The 21099-nt window shown below is 50.4% G+C and carries 18 protein-coding genes; 3 read left to right on the top strand and 15 right to left on the bottom strand.

Features of this window, described 5'->3' with window-relative positions; genetic code table 11:
* Nucleotides 1-2 precede the first annotated feature (2 nt).
* The 5 genes from BBEV_RS04090 to BBEV_RS04070 form a co-directional block, all read right to left on the bottom strand.
* The gene (locus BBEV_RS04090) at nt 3-1988 is read right to left on the bottom strand and encodes a heme lyase CcmF/NrfE family subunit (protein WP_069364304.1); all 1986 of its coding nucleotides are present in this window, start codon (nt 1986-1988) and stop codon (nt 3-5) included.
* A 30-nt stretch (nt 1989-2018) separates the two neighbouring features.
* Nucleotides 2019-2459, bottom strand: a complete 441-nt coding sequence (locus tag BBEV_RS04085) for a cytochrome c maturation protein CcmE (protein WP_069364303.1) — start codon at nt 2457-2459, stop codon at nt 2019-2021.
* Nucleotides 2460-2489: 30 nt separating this feature from the next.
* Nucleotides 2490-3521: a hypothetical protein gene (locus BBEV_RS04080; protein ID WP_069364302.1), complete on the bottom strand. Its 1032-nt coding sequence runs from the start codon at nt 3519-3521 to the stop codon at nt 2490-2492.
* Nucleotides 3522-3698: 177 nt separating this feature from the next.
* Entirely contained in the window at nt 3699-5150 is a 1452-nt protein-coding gene (locus tag BBEV_RS04075) for an ammonia-forming cytochrome c nitrite reductase subunit c552 (RefSeq protein ID WP_069364301.1), read from the bottom strand.
* A gap of 31 nt (nt 5151-5181) precedes the next feature.
* The gene (locus tag BBEV_RS04070; RefSeq protein WP_069364300.1) at nt 5182-5697 is read right to left on the bottom strand and encodes a cytochrome c3 family protein; all 516 of its coding nucleotides are present in this window, start codon (nt 5695-5697) and stop codon (nt 5182-5184) included.
* A gap of 160 nt (nt 5698-5857) precedes the next feature.
* Here BBEV_RS04070 and BBEV_RS04065 point away from each other — a divergent pair, with 160 nt between their 5' ends.
* Nucleotides 5858-6550, top strand: a complete 693-nt coding sequence (locus BBEV_RS04065; protein WP_069364299.1) for a Crp/Fnr family transcriptional regulator — start codon at nt 5858-5860, stop codon at nt 6548-6550.
* A gap of 65 nt (nt 6551-6615) precedes the next feature.
* Here BBEV_RS04065 and BBEV_RS04060 read toward each other — a convergent pair whose 3' ends face one another.
* From BBEV_RS04060 to BBEV_RS04015, 10 genes are all read right to left on the bottom strand, one after another.
* The gene (locus tag BBEV_RS04060) at nt 6616-7629 is read right to left on the bottom strand and encodes an aliphatic sulfonate ABC transporter substrate-binding protein (protein ID WP_069364298.1); all 1014 of its coding nucleotides are present in this window, start codon (nt 7627-7629) and stop codon (nt 6616-6618) included.
* A 34-nt stretch (nt 7630-7663) separates the two neighbouring features.
* A complete protein-coding gene (locus BBEV_RS04055; RefSeq protein WP_069364297.1) occupies nt 7664-8428 on the bottom strand; it encodes an ABC transporter permease in 765 nt (254 codons plus the stop codon).
* Entirely contained in the window at nt 8361-9206 is an 846-nt protein-coding gene (locus BBEV_RS04050; RefSeq protein WP_069364296.1) for an ABC transporter ATP-binding protein, read from the bottom strand. The genes BBEV_RS04055 and BBEV_RS04050 overlap by 68 nt, the downstream gene beginning before the upstream one ends.
* A gap of 273 nt (nt 9207-9479) precedes the next feature.
* On the bottom strand, nt 9480-9650 hold the full coding sequence (locus tag BBEV_RS17345; protein WP_157100916.1) for a hypothetical protein: 171 nt from the start codon (nt 9648-9650) through the stop codon (nt 9480-9482).
* 263 nt (nt 9651-9913) lie between these two features.
* The gene (locus BBEV_RS04040) at nt 9914-11404 is read right to left on the bottom strand and encodes an MFS transporter (protein WP_069364294.1); all 1491 of its coding nucleotides are present in this window, start codon (nt 11402-11404) and stop codon (nt 9914-9916) included.
* Between the two features lie 30 nt (nt 11405-11434).
* Nucleotides 11435-12733, bottom strand: coding sequence for an MFS transporter (locus BBEV_RS04035; RefSeq protein WP_069364293.1), 1299 nt, complete (start codon nt 12731-12733; stop codon nt 11435-11437).
* A 34-nt stretch (nt 12734-12767) separates the two neighbouring features.
* Nucleotides 12768-13454: a respiratory nitrate reductase subunit gamma gene (gene narI, locus BBEV_RS04030; RefSeq protein WP_084007210.1), complete on the bottom strand. Its 687-nt coding sequence runs from the start codon at nt 13452-13454 to the stop codon at nt 12768-12770.
* A gap of 19 nt (nt 13455-13473) precedes the next feature.
* Nucleotides 13474-14019: a nitrate reductase molybdenum cofactor assembly chaperone gene (gene narJ, locus BBEV_RS04025; RefSeq protein ID WP_069364291.1), complete on the bottom strand. Its 546-nt coding sequence runs from the start codon at nt 14017-14019 to the stop codon at nt 13474-13476.
* 5 nt (nt 14020-14024) lie between these two features.
* On the bottom strand, nt 14025-15509 hold the full coding sequence (gene narH, locus BBEV_RS04020; RefSeq protein WP_069364290.1) for a nitrate reductase subunit beta: 1485 nt from the start codon (nt 15507-15509) through the stop codon (nt 14025-14027).
* Complete coding sequence (locus tag BBEV_RS04015; protein ID WP_069364289.1) at nt 15499-19179, bottom strand: nitrate reductase subunit alpha; 3681 nt, start codon at nt 19177-19179, stop codon at nt 15499-15501. The genes narH and BBEV_RS04015 overlap by 11 nt, the downstream gene beginning before the upstream one ends.
* A gap of 332 nt (nt 19180-19511) precedes the next feature.
* On the opposite strand from BBEV_RS04015, the gene BBEV_RS04010 reads away from it, so the two are divergent.
* The gene (locus BBEV_RS04010; protein ID WP_069364288.1) at nt 19512-20201 is read left to right on the top strand and encodes a Crp/Fnr family transcriptional regulator; all 690 of its coding nucleotides are present in this window, start codon (nt 19512-19514) and stop codon (nt 20199-20201) included.
* Between the two features lie 151 nt (nt 20202-20352).
* Complete coding sequence (locus tag BBEV_RS04005; protein WP_084007208.1) at nt 20353-21069, top strand: YwiC-like family protein; 717 nt, start codon at nt 20353-20355, stop codon at nt 21067-21069.
* The last annotated feature ends 30 nt before the right edge of the window (nt 21070-21099 follow it).

The raw sequence follows: 21099 nt of genomic DNA, 5'->3' as shown, positions 1-21099 counted from the left end.
GATCAATGCACCTTCCTTTGTGGGCCTGCATAACGAGGGACTGACTGTCCGTATCTTCCGCCGAGTATCGCAAACAATGAACCGAGTACGAGTACGGCGCTGCCAATCCAGATCCAGGACACGAGCGGATTGACGTTAATCTGGAATGTCGCCCGGTTGTCTTCTTCCCAGCCGCTTAACACCACATATAAATCTTCAACCAGCGTGGAGCGGACAGCCACATTCGTGGAAGGCTCCTCCCAGTTGGCATAAAAGACCCGTTCAGGAGTGACGTAGCCGACATCTTCCCCGTTTTTTTCGACGGCGATGGTGGCGTAGACGATATCATTCAAGCCATCCCTTCGCTGATCGAGACTTTCATACGTCAGTACATAATTTTCAATTTCCAGCGTATCGCCTTCCTGAAGTGTCACGAGCTGTTCAGCGTCGAAGTTGGACCCGACGATCCCAAAGGCAATCAAGATGACACCCAGGTGTACCACATATCCGCCGTAGCGGCGTCTGCTCCGGTACATCAGGCACCCGAAGGCAACGGCGACATTCTCCTTCGTAACCTTCTGCCTCGCCTTTGTGCCGCGGATGAATTCCACAATGTGGGTGAGCAGTGCAAAAGCAATGACGGTGAAGGAGATCAGCGGATACGCATCACGGACCCCCATGGCTGCAATCACACCCAGCACAGCCAGACTGATCAGTGCGGGAATCAGGAAATTGTCCCGGATGTTTTTAACGCTGGCTCTCTGCCAGGCAATGAGCGGACATATGGCCATGAGAAAGATCAATGCCAGCAGGATCGGCGACATGACTGTATTAAAGAACGGCACGCCTACGGTGACCCGGGTTCCTGCAATCGCCTCACTGACAATCGGGAAGATCGTCCCCCAGAACACGGCGAATGTGCCCCCGAGCAGGATGATGTTGTTCAGCAAAAAGGAACTTTCTTTTGATAAGTATGAATCAAACTGACCGCTGTCTTTACGGAGTAAATGATAACGGCTCATGAGAATGTACAAAGAGAGCAGGACCATAAACGAGAAGAACATCAGGAAATACTGACCGATATTCCCTTGTGCAAAAGAGTGAACGGAGGTTAAGATGCCGCTTCGCACCAGAAATGTTCCGAATAAAGTGAGTAAATAGGAGATAATGATCAAGCTCAAATTCCACACTTTCAACATGTTCTTGCGTTCCTGGATCATCACCGAATGCAAATAGGCGGTGACGGTCAGCCACGGCATGAAGGAGGCATTTTCAACCGGATCCCAGGCCCAGTAACCGCCCCAGCCAAGTTCTGTGTAAGCCCACCAGCCGCCGATGACATTGCCCATCGTGAGAAAGGCCCAGGCGATGATCGTCCATCTTCTCGCCATCTGTACCCAGAAAGCATCCATGCTCTTCATGATCAGTGACGCGATGGCAAAGGCAAACGGGACGACGAGTCCGACGTAACCGAGATACAGCGTGATCGGATGCAATATCATACCCGGATCCTGCAGCATCGGGTTCAAGCCTCTGCCTTCTGCAGGAACCTCGCCCGCGGGGAACGTATCAAACGGATTCGATACGAAACTTAAAATGAAATAGAAAAAGATCGTATTTAACAACATGATGCTCACAATGTAAGGCGTCATCGGATTTTTCTTCATTTTCTTTGAAAACGCCACCATGGCCCCGTACATTGCCAGGAAAAACGTCCACAGTAACAGTGAACCCGCGTTTCCTGCCCAAAGCGCCACAAGTTTATAAACCATCGGGAGATCCGTGCTTGTATAACTTGCAACATATTCAAATCTGAAGTCACTGGTCCCCAGGAGGAACAACAGTAACGTCGTCGATACAGATGCTAAAATAAATATGCTGAGTACCGCGCCTTTCCCACTGTCGATCAAGCGTTGATCCTGTTTTCTGATACCGATCAGAAACGAAATCAATGCCCAGACAGAGAGGAAAAAGCCCAGATAAATCGAAAATTGACCGATCAGTTCCATCTGAATTCACCTGCACTCTCTACGTTGTAATTAGTCGTTGGAATCCTCTTCATCCCAGATGGCATCCGGATCATGATCATCCGCATCTTCACCTTCATACGTGCTTGGACAACGGGTCTGCACCGCTTCCGCTTCGAGGACGCCTTGTTCATTTAAATAGCCCCGCACAATGATATAAACGTCATCCGTGAAATTATCGGGTCGGACACCGTTATAGAACACCGACAGTTCATGACCTTCGTACACGATATCAAACGTCAGTTCAATAGCATCCGCATCCCAGCTGACGCTGTCCTGAATCAACAGCCCTTCTGTCGTCAGGTGACGTCCCTTTAACGTGTCGGCTGTTTCGTTGATATTCGCAATCTTCATTTCCGATCCGCTCGATGCCGGCGTAGCGACCAGGAGCATGGCGATGATCGCAATAATGATCGATGACGCACTGAGAATGATTTTTGTATTTTTACTCATCTACTCTCCTCCTCACGAATCTGAATCCGGTCACTTGTTTGCGAGTTTTCGCATCGCTTTCTTGTACTCATCGTCTGTCAGTGATCCGTCCATGTACTGTTTTCGTAACCTTTGACGTTCTTTGTTCAAGTCGTCCTCTGCTTGGGCTGCATTTCTTCCGTTTTTCGATACGTCCGATGGTCTCGCTCTCAGTCCGAAGAAGACAAGGACTGCGGCAATGACGATCGCGCCGGAGATGATGATGGCTGAGGTGGTATCGATCAGTGTGGTTCCACCTGCGCCGTCCATCCCTGCCAGGTCCGGATGGTCTTCAGGGAAATCATCCAGGTCATTTCGAAAGCCTGCGTGAATATCATCATCAGGCGGCTCCATCGTCTCCAGTGCATCGAGGGTCGTAATCGGATCTCTCTTCTCGTAGCTTACGACAAAGGAATCTTCCGAGCCGGCAGCAACATCCTCACGATCAAAACCGAAAACCGGGATGTTGAACATGTCCGTTTGCCGGTCTTCCTCCTGATCCACAGTGAAATCACTGGCTCCATAAGGCTCAAAGAGCATGATGGACAGATCTGCCGCATCGTAATCCAGCAAATAGTGATAAGAAAATGTATGACGGTCGCCGTCAACGTCGATCGGGTCCATATAATACTCAATCACAAACTGATAAGCCTCCCCTGCGGGAATTTCTTCATCAGGTACCCAGCTCACGGTGCCTGTCGCTTCATCAAATTCATGGTTCACTTCATACACCGTGTCTTCATCATCGAAATCCCCGACCAGGGACAGGTAGAAATCCGGCTCGTTCACCGGCACCTGGATCTCAATGCGAGGTGTGACTCCTTCTTCTGAAGGGTTTCGAAGTACCCCGTGCTGACCGACAAGCACCAGAGGCTGTCCTTCAGTCCAGCCTTCCGGTTCGACGTAGTGCGGCATCACCTGAACAAGCAGTTCGTCATAGTAAAGCTCCTGTTCGTCGGCACTGACGGTTGCGGGTAACAGCGACGCCAGCAGGATCATTCCCATCACAGCGGATATCGTCTTACAATTGAAAAGCCTGGTCATGATTCTTCATCCTCCCCCATTCTCTGTCTCTACTGTATGATGCTTTATGTATTTCAACTGTGATGCACGTCACATTAAATCAGGTAGAAATTGTGACAGTTCAACACACTGTTTGTCATCGTCATCATGGTTGAACCTGACACCCATTGAGGGCGTCAGGTTCAACGCATGCATTGATCAATCTCTCAATTCAAGCACGTCCGGGAAGTAGTCATTGACGGCATGTTGATGTTTCTCGTGAGGATCTTCTTCGTTATAGACGTCTTCCATCGTTTCTTCAATCTGTCGTTCCAGTTCGTCAAGATCTTCGCCCAGTTTTGACAGTTCGGATACGGCGATCTCAATGGCCTTGTTCGACGCGTCCGATGAGGTTCTCATGGAATCCGCACCGCCCTGAGGATTGTGGAACCCGTCAGAGTTTTCCGCTGCGATAATGTCCCAGAACCATTGACCTTTTCTGACATAGTATTGCGCTTCTTCAATCTTTTCTTCGTCAGCACCGGCCGTGATCATGCGGTTCACAAAATAATGCGCACGTACCGAGTGCCACTGTGTTTCGTGCATCGCTTCGATGTGACGGTCCTGAATGGCATCCACGCGGTCTCTCATCTGCTTTTCCGTCTTATCAGAATGGCAGTTCAAGCATGTGTTATCCATGTTGTCCATCGGCGACGTCCAATGATGGGATGTGATTTTCTTCGCGCCGTCTGAACGCTCATACGGCATATGACAATCTGAGCAGGAAACCCCTGCCTCACCGTGCGGCCCGTAGCTCCACAGTTCAAATTCCGGGTGCTGCGCTTTCAGCATCGGAGCGCCTGAAATCGTATGCTCCCAGTCATAATCAAATCCTTGCTCTTTCGCCTGGTTTTCTTTGTATTCGAACATGTCTTCAGGCTTCAGACCGTTATCCCAAGGGAGTGTCACCTTCTGATTTTCCGGTTCAAAGTAATACTCCACATGACATTGCGCACACACATAGCTTCGCATGTCGTTCTTCGACGCTTCCGTCACATCCACACCCATGCGTTCCATGGCATTTGTAAAGGACGGTCTCGTGATGCGCAGTTCCATGGTTGCCGGGTCATGGCAGTCGGAACAGCCGATGGACATGTGACCGAATTCGCCCAGGTCTTCGGATTCTCCGCCTTCACCCAGTTCAATGGTTCTTGGAACGATTTCTTCTTTGAAACTCGCACCCCAGTAGTCATCGCCCATCTCATCAAGCAGGGCCGGAACCGCGGTGGACTTACACGTCATACACGAGCCGATGGAATTGTCATTGATCCGTGCGATGTTGATCACGTCTTCCACGGCGTAGGTATGACCGCGTGTTTCGTTATACTCGAGCATAAAACCATAGTTGTGAAAGAGCATTGGCAAATTCGGCTCGATCTCTTCCACAAACTTCGATGAAGGGGCATCGGATGGTTCCATATTTTTTAAATAGCTTTCGTAATGTAACGGAAATTCCTCTTTAAATGCGGTATTAACGATTTCGTCCGGAGGGATACTGGTCGTATCCGTCGTACCTGCCTGACTCTCCTCTTCTCCACTGCAAGCCGCAAGACCGATGGAGAAGATCATCATCAGAATCAGGAGATAGTGACTGGATCGTAATTGTTTCATGAAACTTCACCCTTTCTCGCCCATATTCCGATTAACTTCTCGCTTCATAGTTTCCTGGCTCAAACCAGTCATCCGGTTTGTACATGCCATTGCCATGCGGCACATCTCTGTGACAGTCAATGCATCCCCCCTCTTTCACGTCGTGGTATTCAACATTGGAAAGTCCGGCTTCGTGACAGCTGATACAATTGGCTTCGATCACTTCCACGGATGCCTCTTTTGCATACAGCACATCCGGAATATCGTTTCGGCCAATCGTGTTCATATACATATGGCTGCCACCGGCTTTTGCTTTGAAGGCCAGCTTCGAGGCGAGATTATCTGTTGGCGCATGGCAGTCATTACACGACAGTGACGCATGATTCGACGATTTGAACGAATCATAGGCTTCGTCCATTAAGTGACAGCTCGAACAGAAATCAGCAGAATCGGTATAGGTCATCGCACTGGATGTACCGGCTAACAGGGCAACTCCTATAAAGACGCCCGCTAAAAGAAACAAAACGGCCTTCTTGTTGACGTGACGGAATACATTTTGCAACTTCATTCACCCCCTTCATGATGAAAAATACATACCCCTTCTGTTTAATTGTATATTTCTGCATGCTATAATTGACGTGACCCACATCACGCTACATATGTCCAATTTGTGAACAATAAAGGCCAGCTTTCAGTGAAAACCATGACGATAGGAGACGTTGAGTCACATGTCTGAAAAGAAAACGTTTATTAACCGGATTCCAGCCTTTGCCTGCCTTCAAGAAGACGTCCAGGATGAAATCACCTCCCTGGTCAACACCAGATCCGTCGCCGCAGGAGAAACGCTGTTCAGGGATACCGAGCCTGCAAAAGCGGTGTATTTTATTAACGAGGGGAAAGTCAAACTCATGAAAAGCAGTGCCACAGGGAAGGAAATCCTGCTTGATATCCGTTCAAAAGGAGATATTTTCGCAGAGGTTGCCCTCTTCAGTGACCCGGGTATGACTTACCCTGCAACCGCTGTCATTCTGGAAAGCGGGACCGTCTCCTATATCCGCAGTGATCAGCTCGAAGCATATCTGCTCGAGCACCCTGAACTGACGGTATCGTTATTCCGGATGATGTGTGACCGGCTGCGCATTGCACAGACGACCTTGAGAGACGTGGCTCTGTACGGAAAGCTGAGCGCGCTATCCACCACGTTACTCAGGCTCGCCCATGATTACGGGAAAGAGCAAGACGGTGATATTGTGATTCCTCTAAAGTTGACCCACGAGGAGATCGGGAACTTTTTCGGGGCAACCCGCGAGAGCGTATCGCGAATGATGAAGGAATTAACGAAGCAGGGAGTGATCACACGAGACCGTAATAAGCTGATCATTCACAAGCCCGACCAGCTGGCTGAGTACAGCGCACAGTGAACAACAAAAACCGGCACGACCGCTCCCGTTCAGGGAAAAGCGATCGTGCCGGTATTTCAGTTAATCTATTCAATACTCTCCAATAGACTGGTATCCACAAACCCGTCCAGATCCGGATCGGCGTCCATGAATTCCTGTTCATACGATGCGTCGGCCCATGCCTGCAGTGCGTCTGCATGGGTTTCTGTCGTCACTTCCATACGCTGCCACGCTTTCGTCAGCACGTCTTCGGGCAGGCGTGTCTGTGTCAGATCGTAAATCAGGTCATTAACAGAAGCCAGGGTTTCTTCTTCATTGTCCTGTGCGAATGCCACGGACTTCTTGTGGGCTTTCAGCGCCTGTTCCACCTTCTCCGGATTCTCTTCCAGGAATTCACCTGTGGTAACAAGAACAACACTGGCCAGTTCTTCACCCAGAAACACCTCGTCCCATTCGGCAACCACATTGGCGTTATGCTCTTCCACGAGGAGCGTTCCCCAAGGTTCAGGCGCTGCGGCACCGTCAATCTGACCCTGTTCAAACATCGCTACCATGCTCGATGGATTGACCCGGGACTGATGTTCCACTTCGCCGCCACGGCGGTTCGTCTTCAAGCCTTTTTCCAGCAGCATCTGTTCGAGCTGGACGTTATGTGTGCACCCGTTCCCCGGGGTCGAAAAGGAATGCCCTGCAAAATCCTCCACTTCGTGAATGCCGCTGCCTTCACGGGAGACGATCAGGGTCGCCCCGTTCGCCGCAGCGCCGATGACGACAACGTCACCGCCTGAGAGGTAATAGTTAATGGCCGGACCTGGTCCCACATAGCCCAGATCAATGATCCCTGTATCCAGGGCATCAATGAATTCATTGCCGTTCGGGAAATTCTGAAAATCAATGGCATCGCCCAGTTCATCTGCAAAATACCCTTTTTCCTTCCCAATAATTCCGGCCGCATGGTCAAGGTTCGGGAAATAGCCAATATTGGTTTCTTTGTCATCAGGCTCCTGATTTTCTGCGGAGGCTGGTGATGCATCTTCATTTCCGCACGCTGCCAACACCAATAGTCCACTTCCCACGATTCCTGCAATACTCTTTTTCATTCTGTCGTCCTCCTTTGTTGTTTTTCGGTTTATTTTATGCTGCTGTTGGCGTTAAACCCCAGCGTGATAACACTTTTCGTTCGATCCTTGAAAAAATAAAATACTCAACGATCAGGCCGATGGTGGAAATGATGATCATGATCGCGACGACCAGTTCCATATTGAAAAAGTCCCTGGCATCCATGAGCGTTCTGCCGAGGCCGCCCCGGCCGATCAGTTCTGCGGCCATCAAGGCACGCCATCCGAAGGCCCAGGCAAGTCTTGCACCGGTTAACACCGAAGGAATGGATGCCGGCAGCATGACCTTCCAGATCAGTTCCGTCTGGTTGTAACCCATGGTCCGGGCTGCCCGTAACAAGACGGGTTGAACATTTTTGATCCCCATCCGCATATTCATCGTCATCGCCCAGGTTCCGCCGAGAATGACAACGAAATAAATGGCAGCCTCTCCGCCCTGGAACATGACGAGAGCAAGCGGCAGCCAGACAATACTCGGCACGGACTGCAAGGCAACCACCAGGGAACCGACGGTTTCATCGGCAATTTTCGAAACACCGATGAGGATGCCCAGGAGCCCTCCGATTAAAAGCGCCAGTGTAAAACCGATAACGATCCGTTGCATACTCTCACCGAGTGCCGTAGCCAGAATCCCTGTTTCAAACAGTCCGATGTACAACTGCTGCACGGATCCAAACGGTGAGGGAAACATTTCTGTCTGCCTGGAGTAGATTCTATATACCATCTCCCATATAACGATCATCCCCAGAAAGAACACGATTCTCCGTAGCAGTGTAGTCATCACCAATCTCCTCTTTCATCACTTTGTCGATTTCCTTACCGAGTATCTCCATAATCTCTTCTTCCAGTGCCACCAGCTCCGGTGACGCAAGGGACCTTGGCCGCTCCAAGGGGACCTTGAAGATCTTTCTGATCCCTCCTGGTCTCGTGCCCATCAACACGATCCGGTCACTGAGCAGGATTGATTCCCTGATGTTATGGGTCACGAACAGGATCGTTTTGCGGGTTTCCCGCCAGATCGCATCAATTTCCTTATGCAGCATCATCCGTGTCTGTTCATCCAGGGCACCGAACGGTTCATCCATCAACAGAATGTTCGGATTCATCGCCAGCGCTCTGGCAATGGCGACCCGCTGCTTCATCCCCCCGGACAGTTCGTGGGGATAGGAGCCGTGAAAACGGGTCAGGTGCACCATTTTCAGGTAACTGTCGGCCCGATCGGATGCTTCCGCTTTGCTGTAGCCTTTTCGCATCCCGAAGATCACATTGTCTTTCACCGTGAGCCACGGCATCAGTGCCGCTTCCTGAAATACGACGCCCCGGTCCGATCCAGGTGCTTCGATCACCCGGTGTCCGGCCCTTACTTCGCCGTTTGTCGGCTGATCGAGCCCGGCGACGATATTCAGGAGGGTTGATTTCCCACAGCCTGACGGACCCAGTAAGGAAACAAATTCTCCTTTTTTAATATGCAAGTCAACGTCCCTGAACACGGTATTGCCTGGTTGGCCATCCGCTCCGGGAAACGTTTTTTCCAGCTCTTTCATCACCACTTCCTCCATAAACACCCTCCTATATATATTAATCTTATCTATTTACTCGGGTATAGATTGTAGTATAGACAGGAGGGAAAAAGAAGTCAACCGTTTTTCAAATTTTCCCTATTTGAATAGTATTAATTATCGTTGAACAAACGTCATCTTCAATACAAAAAACCTGAAATTCAGGGATCTCCCCGCATTTCAGGCCTTTCATATCGGTTAGTGAACAGTGAGCGGTTATCAATGACTGAACATGGATCTTTTTCAACGATGAAACGACTATTGATTCTGTAATTATTTCTTTACTTTTTGATCTTCCAGGAGTTTCGAGAGAATGATACAAATCAAAATCAATGCGATGAATGTTCCGGTATCATCAGGCCTGTTGTCGAAAAACAATGGCGTGATTAAAAAATTTACGATCACGATTAGGATGGTTATGATCAAAAGAATTCTATATACCATTTTTTATGTCCTCCTTTAAAATACTCCCACCCCGTTAATATATTGAGACAGGGCAACCGTTTCTGAATCGATTCGTTCATTTGATCCTATAGTATAATCATTTACAATTATTGTATCATATCCCTTTACTAGGGTGACTGTTTTTTCATGGAACCAATATAGATGACTATAACAAAGACCTGAAAAGCAGATCATGATCCGCCTTTCAGGTCTTCTCTCTTTTCTTCGGTCATACTCACACCGTATCATAACATGGAAGGTGATCAAGAACTTTCCTCCAGCAACGCTTCCTGTTGTTCACGGTCCACAGACGAGAGGTTATACTCCTCCCCGAAGGAATCTTCCGGTTCGTCCAGGAGAAACAGACAGAACAGAAAGCTCATGAAAGCGCCGATAGCGAGGATCATGAAAAACGTCGACGCTCCAGTGAAAGTATAGATCGTCAGGTAAACCACAGATCCCACATTGCCATAAGCACCGGCCATCCCTGACACCTGTCCGGTCAGTCTTTTTTTCACAAAAGGGATGATCGCAAAAGTCGCTCCTTCCGCTCCCTGGATAAAGAGAGACGTCACAAACGTCATCGCCACGGCCAGGATCAGCGGCCACCCGGAATCGATCATCGACATCCCGAACAGACCACCACTGATGCCGAGCATGTAAATCAGCATCGTCCGTTTACGGTTGCCCATCCGGTCACTGAGCCAGCCGCCAACCGGTCTGGCAAACAGGTTCACAAAGGCAAAGGAGGCCGCCATAATCCCGGCCACCGCCGGATCCAGCGCAAAAGTCTCCAGAAAAAACAGCGGCAGCATGGAAACGATGGCGAGTTCTGCACCGAAGTTCGCAAAATACGTCGTGTTCAGGGCAATCACATTCTTAAACCGGTACCGGTCATCTTTTGGGATCCCTTTACGGAGCATGGGCAGGTTCACCCGCAGAATCTGAATCACCTGATAGACGGTAGCCAGTACAAGAAAGACGGCAATCAGTTGAAAGGCATTACTCGTGAGAAAATCCATCGTCATAAGACGCCAGGCAAGAATCAACAGGGCACCGTTTAACGGCAGGGTCCACAGGATCAGCCAGACGAGATCACGGTAACTGCTCACTTCCATGGCCCCTGCTTTCTTTGCCCGGACAAACGTCTTCCCCGCCGGTGTATCCCTCGCGACGCGCCAGTAAAACAGGCCATAAGCAAAACACATCAATCCGGTGAGAGCCACGGCGTATCGCCAGCCGTCATCCCCACCGAAAAGATACAGGGCGAGCCAGGGCAGCACGATTGCGGCTGCCGCCGATCCGAAGTTCCCAAAACCTGCGTAGAACCCTTCCGCAAACCCGACCTGACGCGGTGGAAACCATTCGGACACCATCCGGATACCCACGACAAAACTCGCCCCAATACAGCTGATGAAGAGCCGTGCAATCAAGAGCTGCATAAACGTGGTTCCAAGGGCAAACATCAATATCGGTACCGCCATGACAATCAAAAGCAGACTGAACACCCGCCGCGGCCCATACCGGTCGAGAAGGGAGCCGATGATGACCCGTGCCGGAATCGTGAGGGCCAGGTTCACGATCGCCAGCGCCTCCAGATGACTTCTTGTCAGCCAGTCTTCACTGGCAGTCATCATCGCCGTCAACGGCGCCATGTTAAACCAGGCAAAAAAGGCGATGAAGAAGGCGAGCCATGTATAGTGCAGCGTTCGGATTTGCGGATTCTTCATATTCATTACCTGTTTTGGACGCATCCTGAATCAACCTTTCTGTTCAACAGTCCATCAGCACTTCACTTCCGCATTCTTTCGGGCATAATAATACCAGGTGATGACCAGACTGATCACGTAGTAAACGATAAAGATGACAAGGGCAAAGATGGACGAGCCCATCGTATCGATGGACCACCCGAAGATGTTCGGGATCAAAAAGGCTCCATATGCAGCAATCGCCGCTGTGAATCCAAGAACAGCCGGAGCTTCCTTCGCCGGAAAAATCACCGGAATCATCCGGAATGTTGATCCGTTTGCAATTCCTGTTGTCATAAACAAAATGAGGAACATCATCAGAAACCCGGGAAAGTGATTGATTTGAATAAAGAAAATAACCCCTATGGTTGCGGCAATCATGATGACGATGTCCCAGAACGTCACGATGGCGCCTCCGAGCTTATCGGAAATCCAACCGCCCACCGGCCGGATCAGGGCCCCGATCAGCGGCCCCAGAAAAGCCAGGCTACTCATTCCAAGTTCCGGAAACTGGGAATTAATCAACAGTGGAAAGGCCGCTGCATACCCGATAAAAGAACCGAAACACATCGTATAGAGCCACGTCATAATCCAAGTATGCTTATTCTTGAATATCACAGACTGTTCCTTGAAACTGCGCTTTGTACCCGGCAGATTGTTCATCCCGAAATAAGCGGCGATGGTGACAATTACAATCGGAACCACCCAGACGAAGGCGGCATTTTGAATCCAGACTTCCCGTCCGTCGGCAATGGTCTGGGATGAACCGGTCATCGCCCCGATAAAGCCCAGACCAATGACAACCGGCGTCAGAAATTGAACTGCACTGACACCAAGGTTTCCGATGCCGGCATTGATGCCTAGGGCCCCGCCCTGTTCTTTTTTCGGAAAGAACGGGCTGATGTTCGCCATCGATGATGAAAAATTTCCGCCGCCGATCCCGCACAAGGCGGCCAGGATGGCCATCGTGGCAAAGGAGGTGTCAGGGTTCTGCACGGCAAAGCCGATCCCGATCGTCGGCAACAAGAGTAATGCGGTGCTGATGACCGTGAAATTCCTGCCTCCGACGATCCCCGGTAAAAAGGTAAAGAAAATTCGTAAGGTTGCCCCCGTCAAACCCGGCAAGGCGGCCAGCGTAAAGAGCTCGGAAGCGGTGAAATCAAAGCCCACGCTGTTCAGATTGACGGCGACAACCGACCAGATTTGCCAGACGGCAAAGGCCAAAAACAAGGCCGGTACTGAAATCCACAGATTGCGCCTGGCATGGCGCTTCCCCTCGCGCTCCCAGAAATCCTGGTCGTTGGGATCCCAGTAGTCAATATGTTTTACTCCCATTGGATATGCCTCCCCTTTATATCATTGAAAATCATTAAGCTGCATTTTTATTTCTCTTTTTCCGAAAGATGATCGGGCTTCTCGTCAGATACATAAACGGTAAACTGAAGACGTGCACCATCCGGGTAAACGGCCAGATCGCGAAAAAGGTGAACGACGCCAGGACATGGGTCTTGAACCAGACCGGCACATCCGCCATCAGCTCAGGCTGCACGTTGAAATAAAACAGCCCTCTGAACCACGGTGAGATCGTCGTTCTGTAGTCGAAACCCTGTGAATCGATATTCATAAACGTCGCCGACAACCCGGAGCCCACCACGACGAGCAGGGCCAGGAGCGCGACGGTATCCGCTCTGGACGTGGTCTGTTTCACCCGCGGATTGGTGAAGCGTCTTTTCACCAAGAGCAAGATACCGATAAAGGCTGCGAGCCCGGCGGGTATACCCGCACCGATCGCCAGCAGATGATACGCGTCTTTCGTGATGCCTACTGCATCATAGAAACCTTTTGGAATGATCAATCCCAAAACGTGACCGATAAAGACAAAGATAATCCCCCAGTGCAGCAGCATAATCCCGTAACGTAAATCTTTTTTGCTCAAAAACTCGCTGGATTTTACGGTCCAGCCCAATTGATCATATTGATAACGGATCAAGTGCCCACCGATGAAAACCAGCAGTACCAGATAGGGGAAGATTCCCCACAATAGCCATTCCATTATGTTTCACTCCCCTTTTTTTTCAGGCTGCACGGCGGATCCCGTCATTTTCCAGGGTCACGAGCAGTGCATCCAGTATGAATGTGTAGCCACTCTGCGCTTCCACCAGACCTTCACGAATGCCTTTGATTTGTGGAAAGTAGGTTTCAATCAGTTTCTTTCGATCCTCAGGTGCTGCGTGCGCGCAAAATTCGAGCATCATCGGCAAATAGTCCGGCAGTTCCCCGCAGTCCACCTTGAATCCACCTGCCTGGTAAGCCTGTTTCATGTTTAATAAAACCGTTCCCCGCTCTTTGTCCTCGCCTTTCAGATCATAAGAAATATACAGGTTCGTTTTCTTGCCGAAATCAAACATTTGAATATAGTGATCTTCCCACTGGGCTTCGGTCATGTCCGTCACCCAGTGAAAAAACGAAGAAAAGTGCATATAAAGCTGCGGATGTTCCATATCCCCGATCGTTTCTTTAATGATTGCGATCGAAGATGTGATTTCTTTGGACGGGTACTGCAGCAAATAGCTGATGATGCTGTATACGGTGTCTGCTTTTATGGCTTTTTTTCTGAGCATCAGACTCATCCTTTCTGTCCCTGTAAAACTGAACAGCTTCCAGGACCCCCGTCAAAATCAAGGCCGCATTCGCCTTGCATCTGGTACAGGTCGTCTGCGTATTCTTTCTCACTGACAGGAATCACAAAGCGGTCTTCATACTTGGCAATGGCCAACAGCCGGTACATCTCCTGAATATCCTTCTCCGTGAGACCCAGTTCATCACAGACCGCTGCGTCAAATTCACGGCCGGTCTGTTTCGTGCGCATATAGTCGCGCATCACCGCCATCTTTTTTAAGACGTGGCGGATATGAAAGGTGTCCCCCGCGGTTAAGAGCTCCGCCAGGTATTCGATGGGAATCCGCATCTCGTCAATTGCCGGGAAGAGCTGGTCTGCACCGCTCTTCGTGTCTGCATCGTCCACGAGATTCATGATCGGGCTCAGTGGCGGAATATACCAGACCATCGGCATCGTGCGGTATTCCGGATGAAGCGGCAAAGCCACTTTCCAATCGGTGATCATCTTTTTGATCGGTGACGCTTTCGCCGCTTCCAGGACGTCTTTTGGAATGCCATCCTTTAGTGCCTGTTGATAGATTTCCGGGTCATTGGGATCCAGGAAGATCTCCAGCTGCTTATGGTAGAGCTCCTTTTCGTCCTCGGTGTTCGCCATTTCCTCCACCCGGTCTGCGTCGTAGAGCATGACACCCATGTAACGCATGCGGCCGACACAGGTTTCGGCACAAATGGTCGGCTGTCCGTTTTCAATCCGCGGGAAGCACATGGTGCATTTCTCCGCTTTGTTCGTTTCCCAGTTGAAATAGACTTTTTTGTAAGGGCAGGACGTGATGCAGTGCCGCCAGCCCCGGCAGGCTTCCTGATCCACGAGAACGATCCCGTCTTCGTCCCGCTTGTAGATAGCTCCCGATGGGCACGACGCCACACACGGGGCATTGATGCAGTGTTCACAGATTCTCGGCAGGTACATCATGAAGACATCTTCAAATTCCGTACGGATCGACTCTTCCATCTTCTTGACGTTCGGGTCCTGGAGCCCGGTAATATGGGCTCCGGCCAGATCGTCTTCCCAGTTCGGACCCCAGTTTAAATCGATAAACTCCTGGGTGAGCTGGGATTTTGCCCGTGCCACGGGCTGGGTCTTCCGCTCTCTTGGATCAAAGAGGTTCTCGTAATCGTAGGACCACGGTTCAAAATAATCTTCAATGGACGGCTGATACGGGTTGTAGAACAAGTTCAGAAGCCTTGTCGCCTTCGCCCCGGATTTCAGTTCCAGCTTGCCCTTGCGCCGCTCCCAGCCGCCTTTATAGCGGTCCTGGTCTTCCCACTGCTTCGGATACCCGATGCCGGGCTTCGTTTCCACATTGTTAAAATACATATACTCCGCACCCTGACGGTTCGTCCAGGTGTTTTTGCACGTAATGCTGCACGTATGACAACCGATACACTTATCGAGGTTCATGACCATGCCGATCTGCGCTTTAATGTTCATACCAGTTGACCTCCTTCATTTTCCGGATCACCACGTTGATGTCCCGCTGATTTCCTGTCGGTCCGTAATAGTTGAAACCGTAACTCAGCTGTCCATAGCCGCCGATCATATGGGTCGGTTTTACATGGATTTTTGTCGGTGAGTTGTGCGTGCCGCCCCGGTTTTTCGTCAGATCCGTCCCCGGCGTGTGAATGTGCCGGTCCTGGGCGTGGTGCATAAAGGCCATCCCCCGTGGCAGGCGGTGCGAGACGACTGCTCTGGCGACGACAACACCGTTTCGGTTATACACTTCAATCCAGTCATTGTCTTCAATGTCCGCATCCGCCGCGTCGTCGAGGTTCATCCAGACCGTCGGCCCGCCCCGAAAGAGGTTCAGCATCGGCTTGGAATCAAAAAACATCGAATGGATGGACCATTTGTTGTGCGGTGTCAGGAAGTTCAGGGTAATCTCCTTGCCTTCTTTATTCGGCTGGCCGGATAAAAACGGTTTGTGCTTCAATATCGGTTTGTACGTGGCCAGGGATTCACCGAATTCATGCATCATCTCATGATCGAGGAAGAACGACTGTCTCCCGGTAATGGTGCGCCACGGGATGTGCTGTTCCACGTTCATGGTGAACGGCGAGTACCGGCGTCCATCTTTTTCACTGCCGCTGAAGGCCGGTGACGTAATGACCGTCTTCGGCTGTGCGGAAATCTGATCAAAGGTAAAGTGGTCACCTTCCCGTTCCTTGGCAATGTCCTCATAATCCCGTCCGGTTTTCTCACTCAGGGCCGCCCAGGCTTTCACCGCCACTTTTCCGTTGGTGGTGGAAGCAAGAGACAGGATCGTTTCCGCCACTTTCAGATCCGTGGACATATCCGGACACCCTTCGCTAAAGCCTTCCTTCACCGTCCCGTTTCGCTTTTTAATGTCTTCATACTCTTCTTCCATGGACCAGTTCATGCCCTTGATGCCAAAAGGCTGCGTTCCGACATTCGGCCCGAGAGAGGTCATTTTCGCATAGAGATTTTTGTAATCCCGCTCGACGACGTGAATCTGCGGCATCGTCTTTCCGGGAATCGCTTCTGTTTCCCCTTTGGACCAGTCTTTGATTTCACCCAGCGGCTGTGCCAGTTCCTGCGGTGTGTCATGCAGCATTGGGGTGGCCACCACTTCTTTTCGGGATGCGATATCCTCTTTTTCGGCCATGTCCGAGACAGTCTTTGCAATGGATTTGAATATCATCCAGTCCGACTGGGATTCCCATAACGGCTGGATCGCCGGATTGAACGGATGCACGAACGGGTGCATATCCGTACTGGACAGATCACTCTTTTCATACCAGGTCGCCGTAGGCAAAACGATGTCCGAATACAGCGCCGTTCCGGACATCCGGAACTCCAGGTTAATCAGAAGATCCAGCTTCCCTTCCGGTGCCTGATCGTGCCATTTGATTTCTTCGGGGCGAAGGCTGTCACTGTCGTCCCCCAAGAGCCCATGGGTCGTACCGAGGAGGTGCTTCAGAAAATATTCATGGCCTTTGCCAGAGCTTGAGACGAGATTCGCCCGCCAGACGAAGAGATTTCTCGGGAAATTCACCGGATTGTCCGGGTCTTCAATCGCAAACTGCAGCTTTTTGTTCACGAGCTGATCTGCAATGTAGCTGCCGATCGCTTTCGCATCGGTATGTCCCTTTTCTACCGCTTCTTCGTACAGATGCATCCCGTTTCGGTTAAAGGTCGGATACGACGGAAGCCAGCCCAGTCTTGCCGCCATGACGTTATAGTCTGCCGGGTGATTGTAGCGGGCGCCTTTTCCCGTTGGCGAAGCCAGTTCATTCATCCCCTGATCCTCATAGCGCCATTGATCCGTCGCAAAGTAGTAGAACGACGTCCCGTTTTGCAGCCTTGGGGGACCCTGCCAGTCCTTACCGGACATGATCGTCTGCCAGCCTTCCGCGGGACGGAGCTTCTCCTGCCCTACATAGTGGGCCCAGCCGCCGCCATTGACGCCCTGTGCCCCGACGAGGAGAATCAGGTTGATCACGGTGCGGTAGATGGTGTCCGAGTTGTACCAGTGGTTGATGCCGGCGCCCATAATTATCATCGAGCGACCGTTGGTATCGATGGCGTTCTGTGCAAATTCCCGGGCGATCTGAATGACCTGTTCCTTTGGCACCCCCGTCACCGCCTCCTGCCAGGCCGGGGTATACGGATGCAGGTCGTCGAAATCCTTCGCTGCCTGCGATCCCAGTCCCCGGTCGACACCGTAGTTGGCCATCATCACATCAAAGACCGTCGTGACATAGATCGTTTCACCGTTTCGTTCGACGGCTTTCACCGGTACGGCCCGGTAGTTGACGGTTTCCGTCTCGTCGGTGAAGTTCGGTAAGATGATTTCCTTCGTTTCATCGGTTTCCTCCATGAAGCTGAGTGCCGGAGAGATGTCTTCTCCAGTGATCTCATCCACCATGTCAAGGGTCCATTTCTGTTTGTCTTCCCAGCGGGTGCCCATCGTTCCGGTCGGCGAGGCAAAAGCATTCGTCGCCTTGTTATACACGAGCGGCTTCCACTGGTCGTTGCCCGTTTCCATACTGACGTCCGTGGCATGAAGATACCGGTCAGGTGTGAGACCTTGTTCTGTTTCACGGAGGGTCAGAACAAACGGCAGATCGGTATATTCACGTGCGTAGTGTTCAAAGTGCGGGGTTTTTTGATCGTGATAAAATTCCTTCAGGATGACGTGTCCCATGGCCATGGCCAATGCCCCGTCCGTTCCTTGCTTAATGGAAATCCAGCTGTCGGAGAACTTCGTGGATTCTGCATAATCCGGGCTGACGGAGACGACTTTTGTTCCTTTGTAGCGGGTTTCCGCCAAAAAGTGTGCATCCGGCGTACGCGTCAAGGGTACATTGGAGCCCCAGGTCATGATGTAGCTGCTGTTAAACCAGTCCGCACTCTCCGGCACATCCGTCTGATCGCCCCAGATCTGAGGCGATGCCGGCGGAAGATCCGCGTACCAGTCGTAGAAACTGAGCATCGGGCCTCCCATCAGGTTCATAAAGCGGGCACCTGCCGCGTGGCTCACCATCGACATCGCCGGGATCGGTGAAAAGCCGGCGTTGCGGTCGGGTCCGTAGGTCAGTGAGGTGTAGAGCATGGAGGCGGCAATCATTTCCTTCGACTCCTGCCAGTCCGCTCGGACCAGCCCCCCTTTTCCTCTTGCCTGCTTATAGGATCTGGCCTTCTCAGGATCTTCAACGATGCTTTTCCAGGCATCCAGAGGACTTTTATGCTGCTGTTTCGCATCCCGCCAGAGTTCCAGAAGAATTTTCCGGACGTACGGGTATTTCACCCGCAGGGGGCTGTAAATATACCAGGAGAAGCTTGCCCCTCTTGGACAGCCCCTCGGTTCATACTCGGGCATATCCGGTCCGGTTGTCGGGTAATTCAGTGCCTGCCCTTCCCAGGTGACAATGCCGTCTTTCACGTAAATGTCCCAGCTGCAGGAACCCGTGCAGTTCACACCATGTGTACTTCGGATGACTTTGTCGTGCTGCCAGCGCCGCTTGTAAATCGCTTCCCAGCTTCTGCTTTCTTCAGTGATCTGTGTGTGCTCGTTTGCGATCTTCTCTGTCGGTTTTAAATATTTGAATTTGTCCCATACACGCGAGCGATGATTCGCCATGTGACTCACTCCCCGTTTCGTTTTGAATACAGTTCCATTTAACCAAGGGGGAGCGCAATCCTCTAGTGACAAAAATCACACGAGAGCGGTTGTCAAAATTCCGCAACGAAAAATAACCTTTTTGTGATAATTGTCACTTAAAATCACCCCGGTTTGTGACAAATGTGTGAATGAAAAACCCGCACACGACGCGTGGCAGGTTTTTTACTGTATCAATCATGATCAATTTCAAAACATTTTGTTCTGTAATGTCGATTGTCCAGCAGGTTATTGTATAATAAGAGTCAGTCGATATTCCTGATGACCCTGATGATAGAGAGGTGAACAAGCTCATGAAACCGTTTTTAACCCGTCTGCAGCCCCATGACTACGATTTATTAATGATTAACGCCAAAGAAGAAACGTTTCAAGAGGGCGATTTTGTTTTTAAAGAAGGACAGAGTTCCGATCGGATATTTTTCATTTCTAAAGGAACCGTTCGTGTTCATAAAGAACTGGATCCGGATAAAGAGATTACCGTGTTTATTCGCGGTGAGCTGGATTCCATCGGTGAGATCGGCATTTTCAGCGGCAACACGTACTCGAATTCAGCCCAGGCCATTGAAAAAACAGATGTCTTTTATATCGAAAAAGAAGCTATGGAAAAAATCATTGTTGATAACGGAAGAATCGGACTTGAATTTACCCGATGGATCGCCGAATCCCTCGAAGCCTCAAAAGCGAAACTCCGCGACTATCTGGCTTTTGGTTCTGAAGGGGCGGTGGCTTCATTCTTCATTCGTGCCGCGAATATGTACGGAAAGGATATGCCTGATGGCATTCTGATTAAGCAGGTGTTCGCCGTGCAGGATATTGCGAGACATTTAGGGATTTCCAGGGAAACTGTCAGCCGGATCATCAGCAAATGGCGGCAAAAAGACGTCCTGGAGAAAAAATACCGATTTTATCATATTAAAGACATTCAATTTTTCAGGGACATCTTAAGCTGTGAAACATGCGGGGTACAGAACTGTGTGATTTGATCACTCTTCATCAACCAACGAAAGGCAGTGCTTATGACAAGTACTGCCTTTTTATTTTTTCCAGAATTGTGATGCTCATCACAGCCTCAAAAACTGAACCTGCTAGACTGAAGATACAAACACTGATTTCACCTTGAGAGGACTGAAGACGATGAAATGGTACATACCTAGAGAACACGGGGCGTGGGCAATGCTGATCGTTCCTTTCTGGTCGGCAGCCTTTGCAGCCGGACTATCGATTCATCATCTATTATTTTTCACCGGTATTTTCGCCGTCTATTTCGCACAGGCACCATTATTGACGTGGGTTAAAAATCCATCGATCAACGACGTCTGGCCTTCGTTCATCCTTTATCTTTCCACGGGGCTGCTGTTCACTGTTCCGTACCTTGTGATGGATCCTGCGTTATTCGTGACCGGACTCTTGATCCTTCCTTTTTTTCTGATGAATATTCTGTTCGCAAAGCTGAAGAAAGAGCGCTGGTTTATCAATGATTTATGTGCCATTGCCGGACTGTCCGGGCTCGGATTCCTCGCTTGGCAACTGGCCAGTTTACAGGTGACCCACAATGCCTTTTTGATCGTCTTATTCAACTTCCTCTTTTTCACCGGCAGCGTTTTCCATGTGAAGAGCCTGATCAGAGAGAAGAGAAACAAACGGTTCATAGTCACAGGGAAGGTGTATCACGCGCTGTTGATTGGTTTTTTCAGCGTCTATGCATCCTGGCCGTTGATCGCAGCCGGGCTGTTGACCTTTCTGAAAACCATGCTGCTCAATGAAAAAATCTTGAGCCGCCCTGGTAAAATCGGGGTCGTTGAAATCGTGAATTCCGTCGTCTTCTTCATCGCCATGGCACTTCATTTTTAGAATTGTACAGGTTTTTCATCAAAATGAATG

Origin of the sequence: Salisediminibacterium beveridgei (genome assembly GCF_001721685.1) — a bacterium.
GTDB lineage: Bacteria > Bacillota > Bacilli > Bacillales > Salisediminibacteriaceae > Salisediminibacterium > Salisediminibacterium beveridgei.
The sequence above is the reverse complement of the archived record's forward strand: the minus strand, read 5'-3'. Positions and strand labels throughout refer to the sequence as shown.

Excerpts from the sequence above, each read along its gene's own strand:
- BBEV_RS04060 (WP_069364298.1), bottom strand. The coding sequence starts at position 7,629 with ATGAAAAAGAGTATTGCAGGAATCGTGGGAAGTGGACTATTGGTGTTG.
- BBEV_RS04065 (WP_069364299.1), top strand. The coding sequence starts at position 5,858 with ATGTCTGAAAAGAAAACGTTTATTAACCGGATTCCAGCCTTTGCCTGC.
- BBEV_RS04015 (WP_069364289.1), bottom strand. The coding sequence starts at position 19,179 with ATGGCGAATCATCGCTCGCGTGTATGGGACAAATTCAAATATTTAAAA.
- narJ (WP_069364291.1), bottom strand. The coding sequence starts at position 14,019 with ATGCTCAGAAAAAAAGCCATAAAAGCAGACACCGTATACAGCATCATC.
- BBEV_RS04035 (WP_069364293.1), bottom strand. The coding sequence starts at position 12,733 with ATGGGAGTAAAACATATTGACTACTGGGATCCCAACGACCAGGATTTC.
- BBEV_RS04085 (WP_069364303.1), bottom strand. The coding sequence starts at position 2,459 with ATGAGTAAAAATACAAAAATCATTCTCAGTGCGTCATCGATCATTATT.
- BBEV_RS04010 (WP_069364288.1), top strand. The coding sequence starts at position 19,512 with ATGAAACCGTTTTTAACCCGTCTGCAGCCCCATGACTACGATTTATTA.
- BBEV_RS04080 (WP_069364302.1), bottom strand. The coding sequence starts at position 3,521 with ATGACCAGGCTTTTCAATTGTAAGACGATATCCGCTGTGATGGGAATG.
- BBEV_RS04005 (WP_084007208.1), top strand. The coding sequence starts at position 20,353 with ATGAAATGGTACATACCTAGAGAACACGGGGCGTGGGCAATGCTGATC.
- BBEV_RS04090 (WP_069364304.1), bottom strand. The coding sequence starts at position 1,988 with ATGGAACTGATCGGTCAATTTTCGATTTATCTGGGCTTTTTCCTCTCT.
- BBEV_RS04040 (WP_069364294.1), bottom strand. The coding sequence starts at position 11,404 with ATGCGTCCAAAACAGGTAATGAATATGAAGAATCCGCAAATCCGAACG.
- BBEV_RS17345 (WP_157100916.1), bottom strand. The coding sequence starts at position 9,650 with ATGGTATATAGAATTCTTTTGATCATAACCATCCTAATCGTGATCGTA.
- BBEV_RS04055 (WP_069364297.1), bottom strand. The coding sequence starts at position 8,428 with ATGACTACACTGCTACGGAGAATCGTGTTCTTTCTGGGGATGATCGTT.
- BBEV_RS04050 (WP_069364296.1), bottom strand. The coding sequence starts at position 9,206 with ATGGAGGAAGTGGTGATGAAAGAGCTGGAAAAAACGTTTCCCGGAGCG.
- BBEV_RS04070 (WP_069364300.1), bottom strand. The coding sequence starts at position 5,697 with ATGAAGTTGCAAAATGTATTCCGTCACGTCAACAAGAAGGCCGTTTTG.
- BBEV_RS04075 (WP_069364301.1), bottom strand. The coding sequence starts at position 5,150 with ATGAAACAATTACGATCCAGTCACTATCTCCTGATTCTGATGATGATC.
- narH (WP_069364290.1), bottom strand. The coding sequence starts at position 15,509 with ATGAACATTAAAGCGCAGATCGGCATGGTCATGAACCTCGATAAGTGT.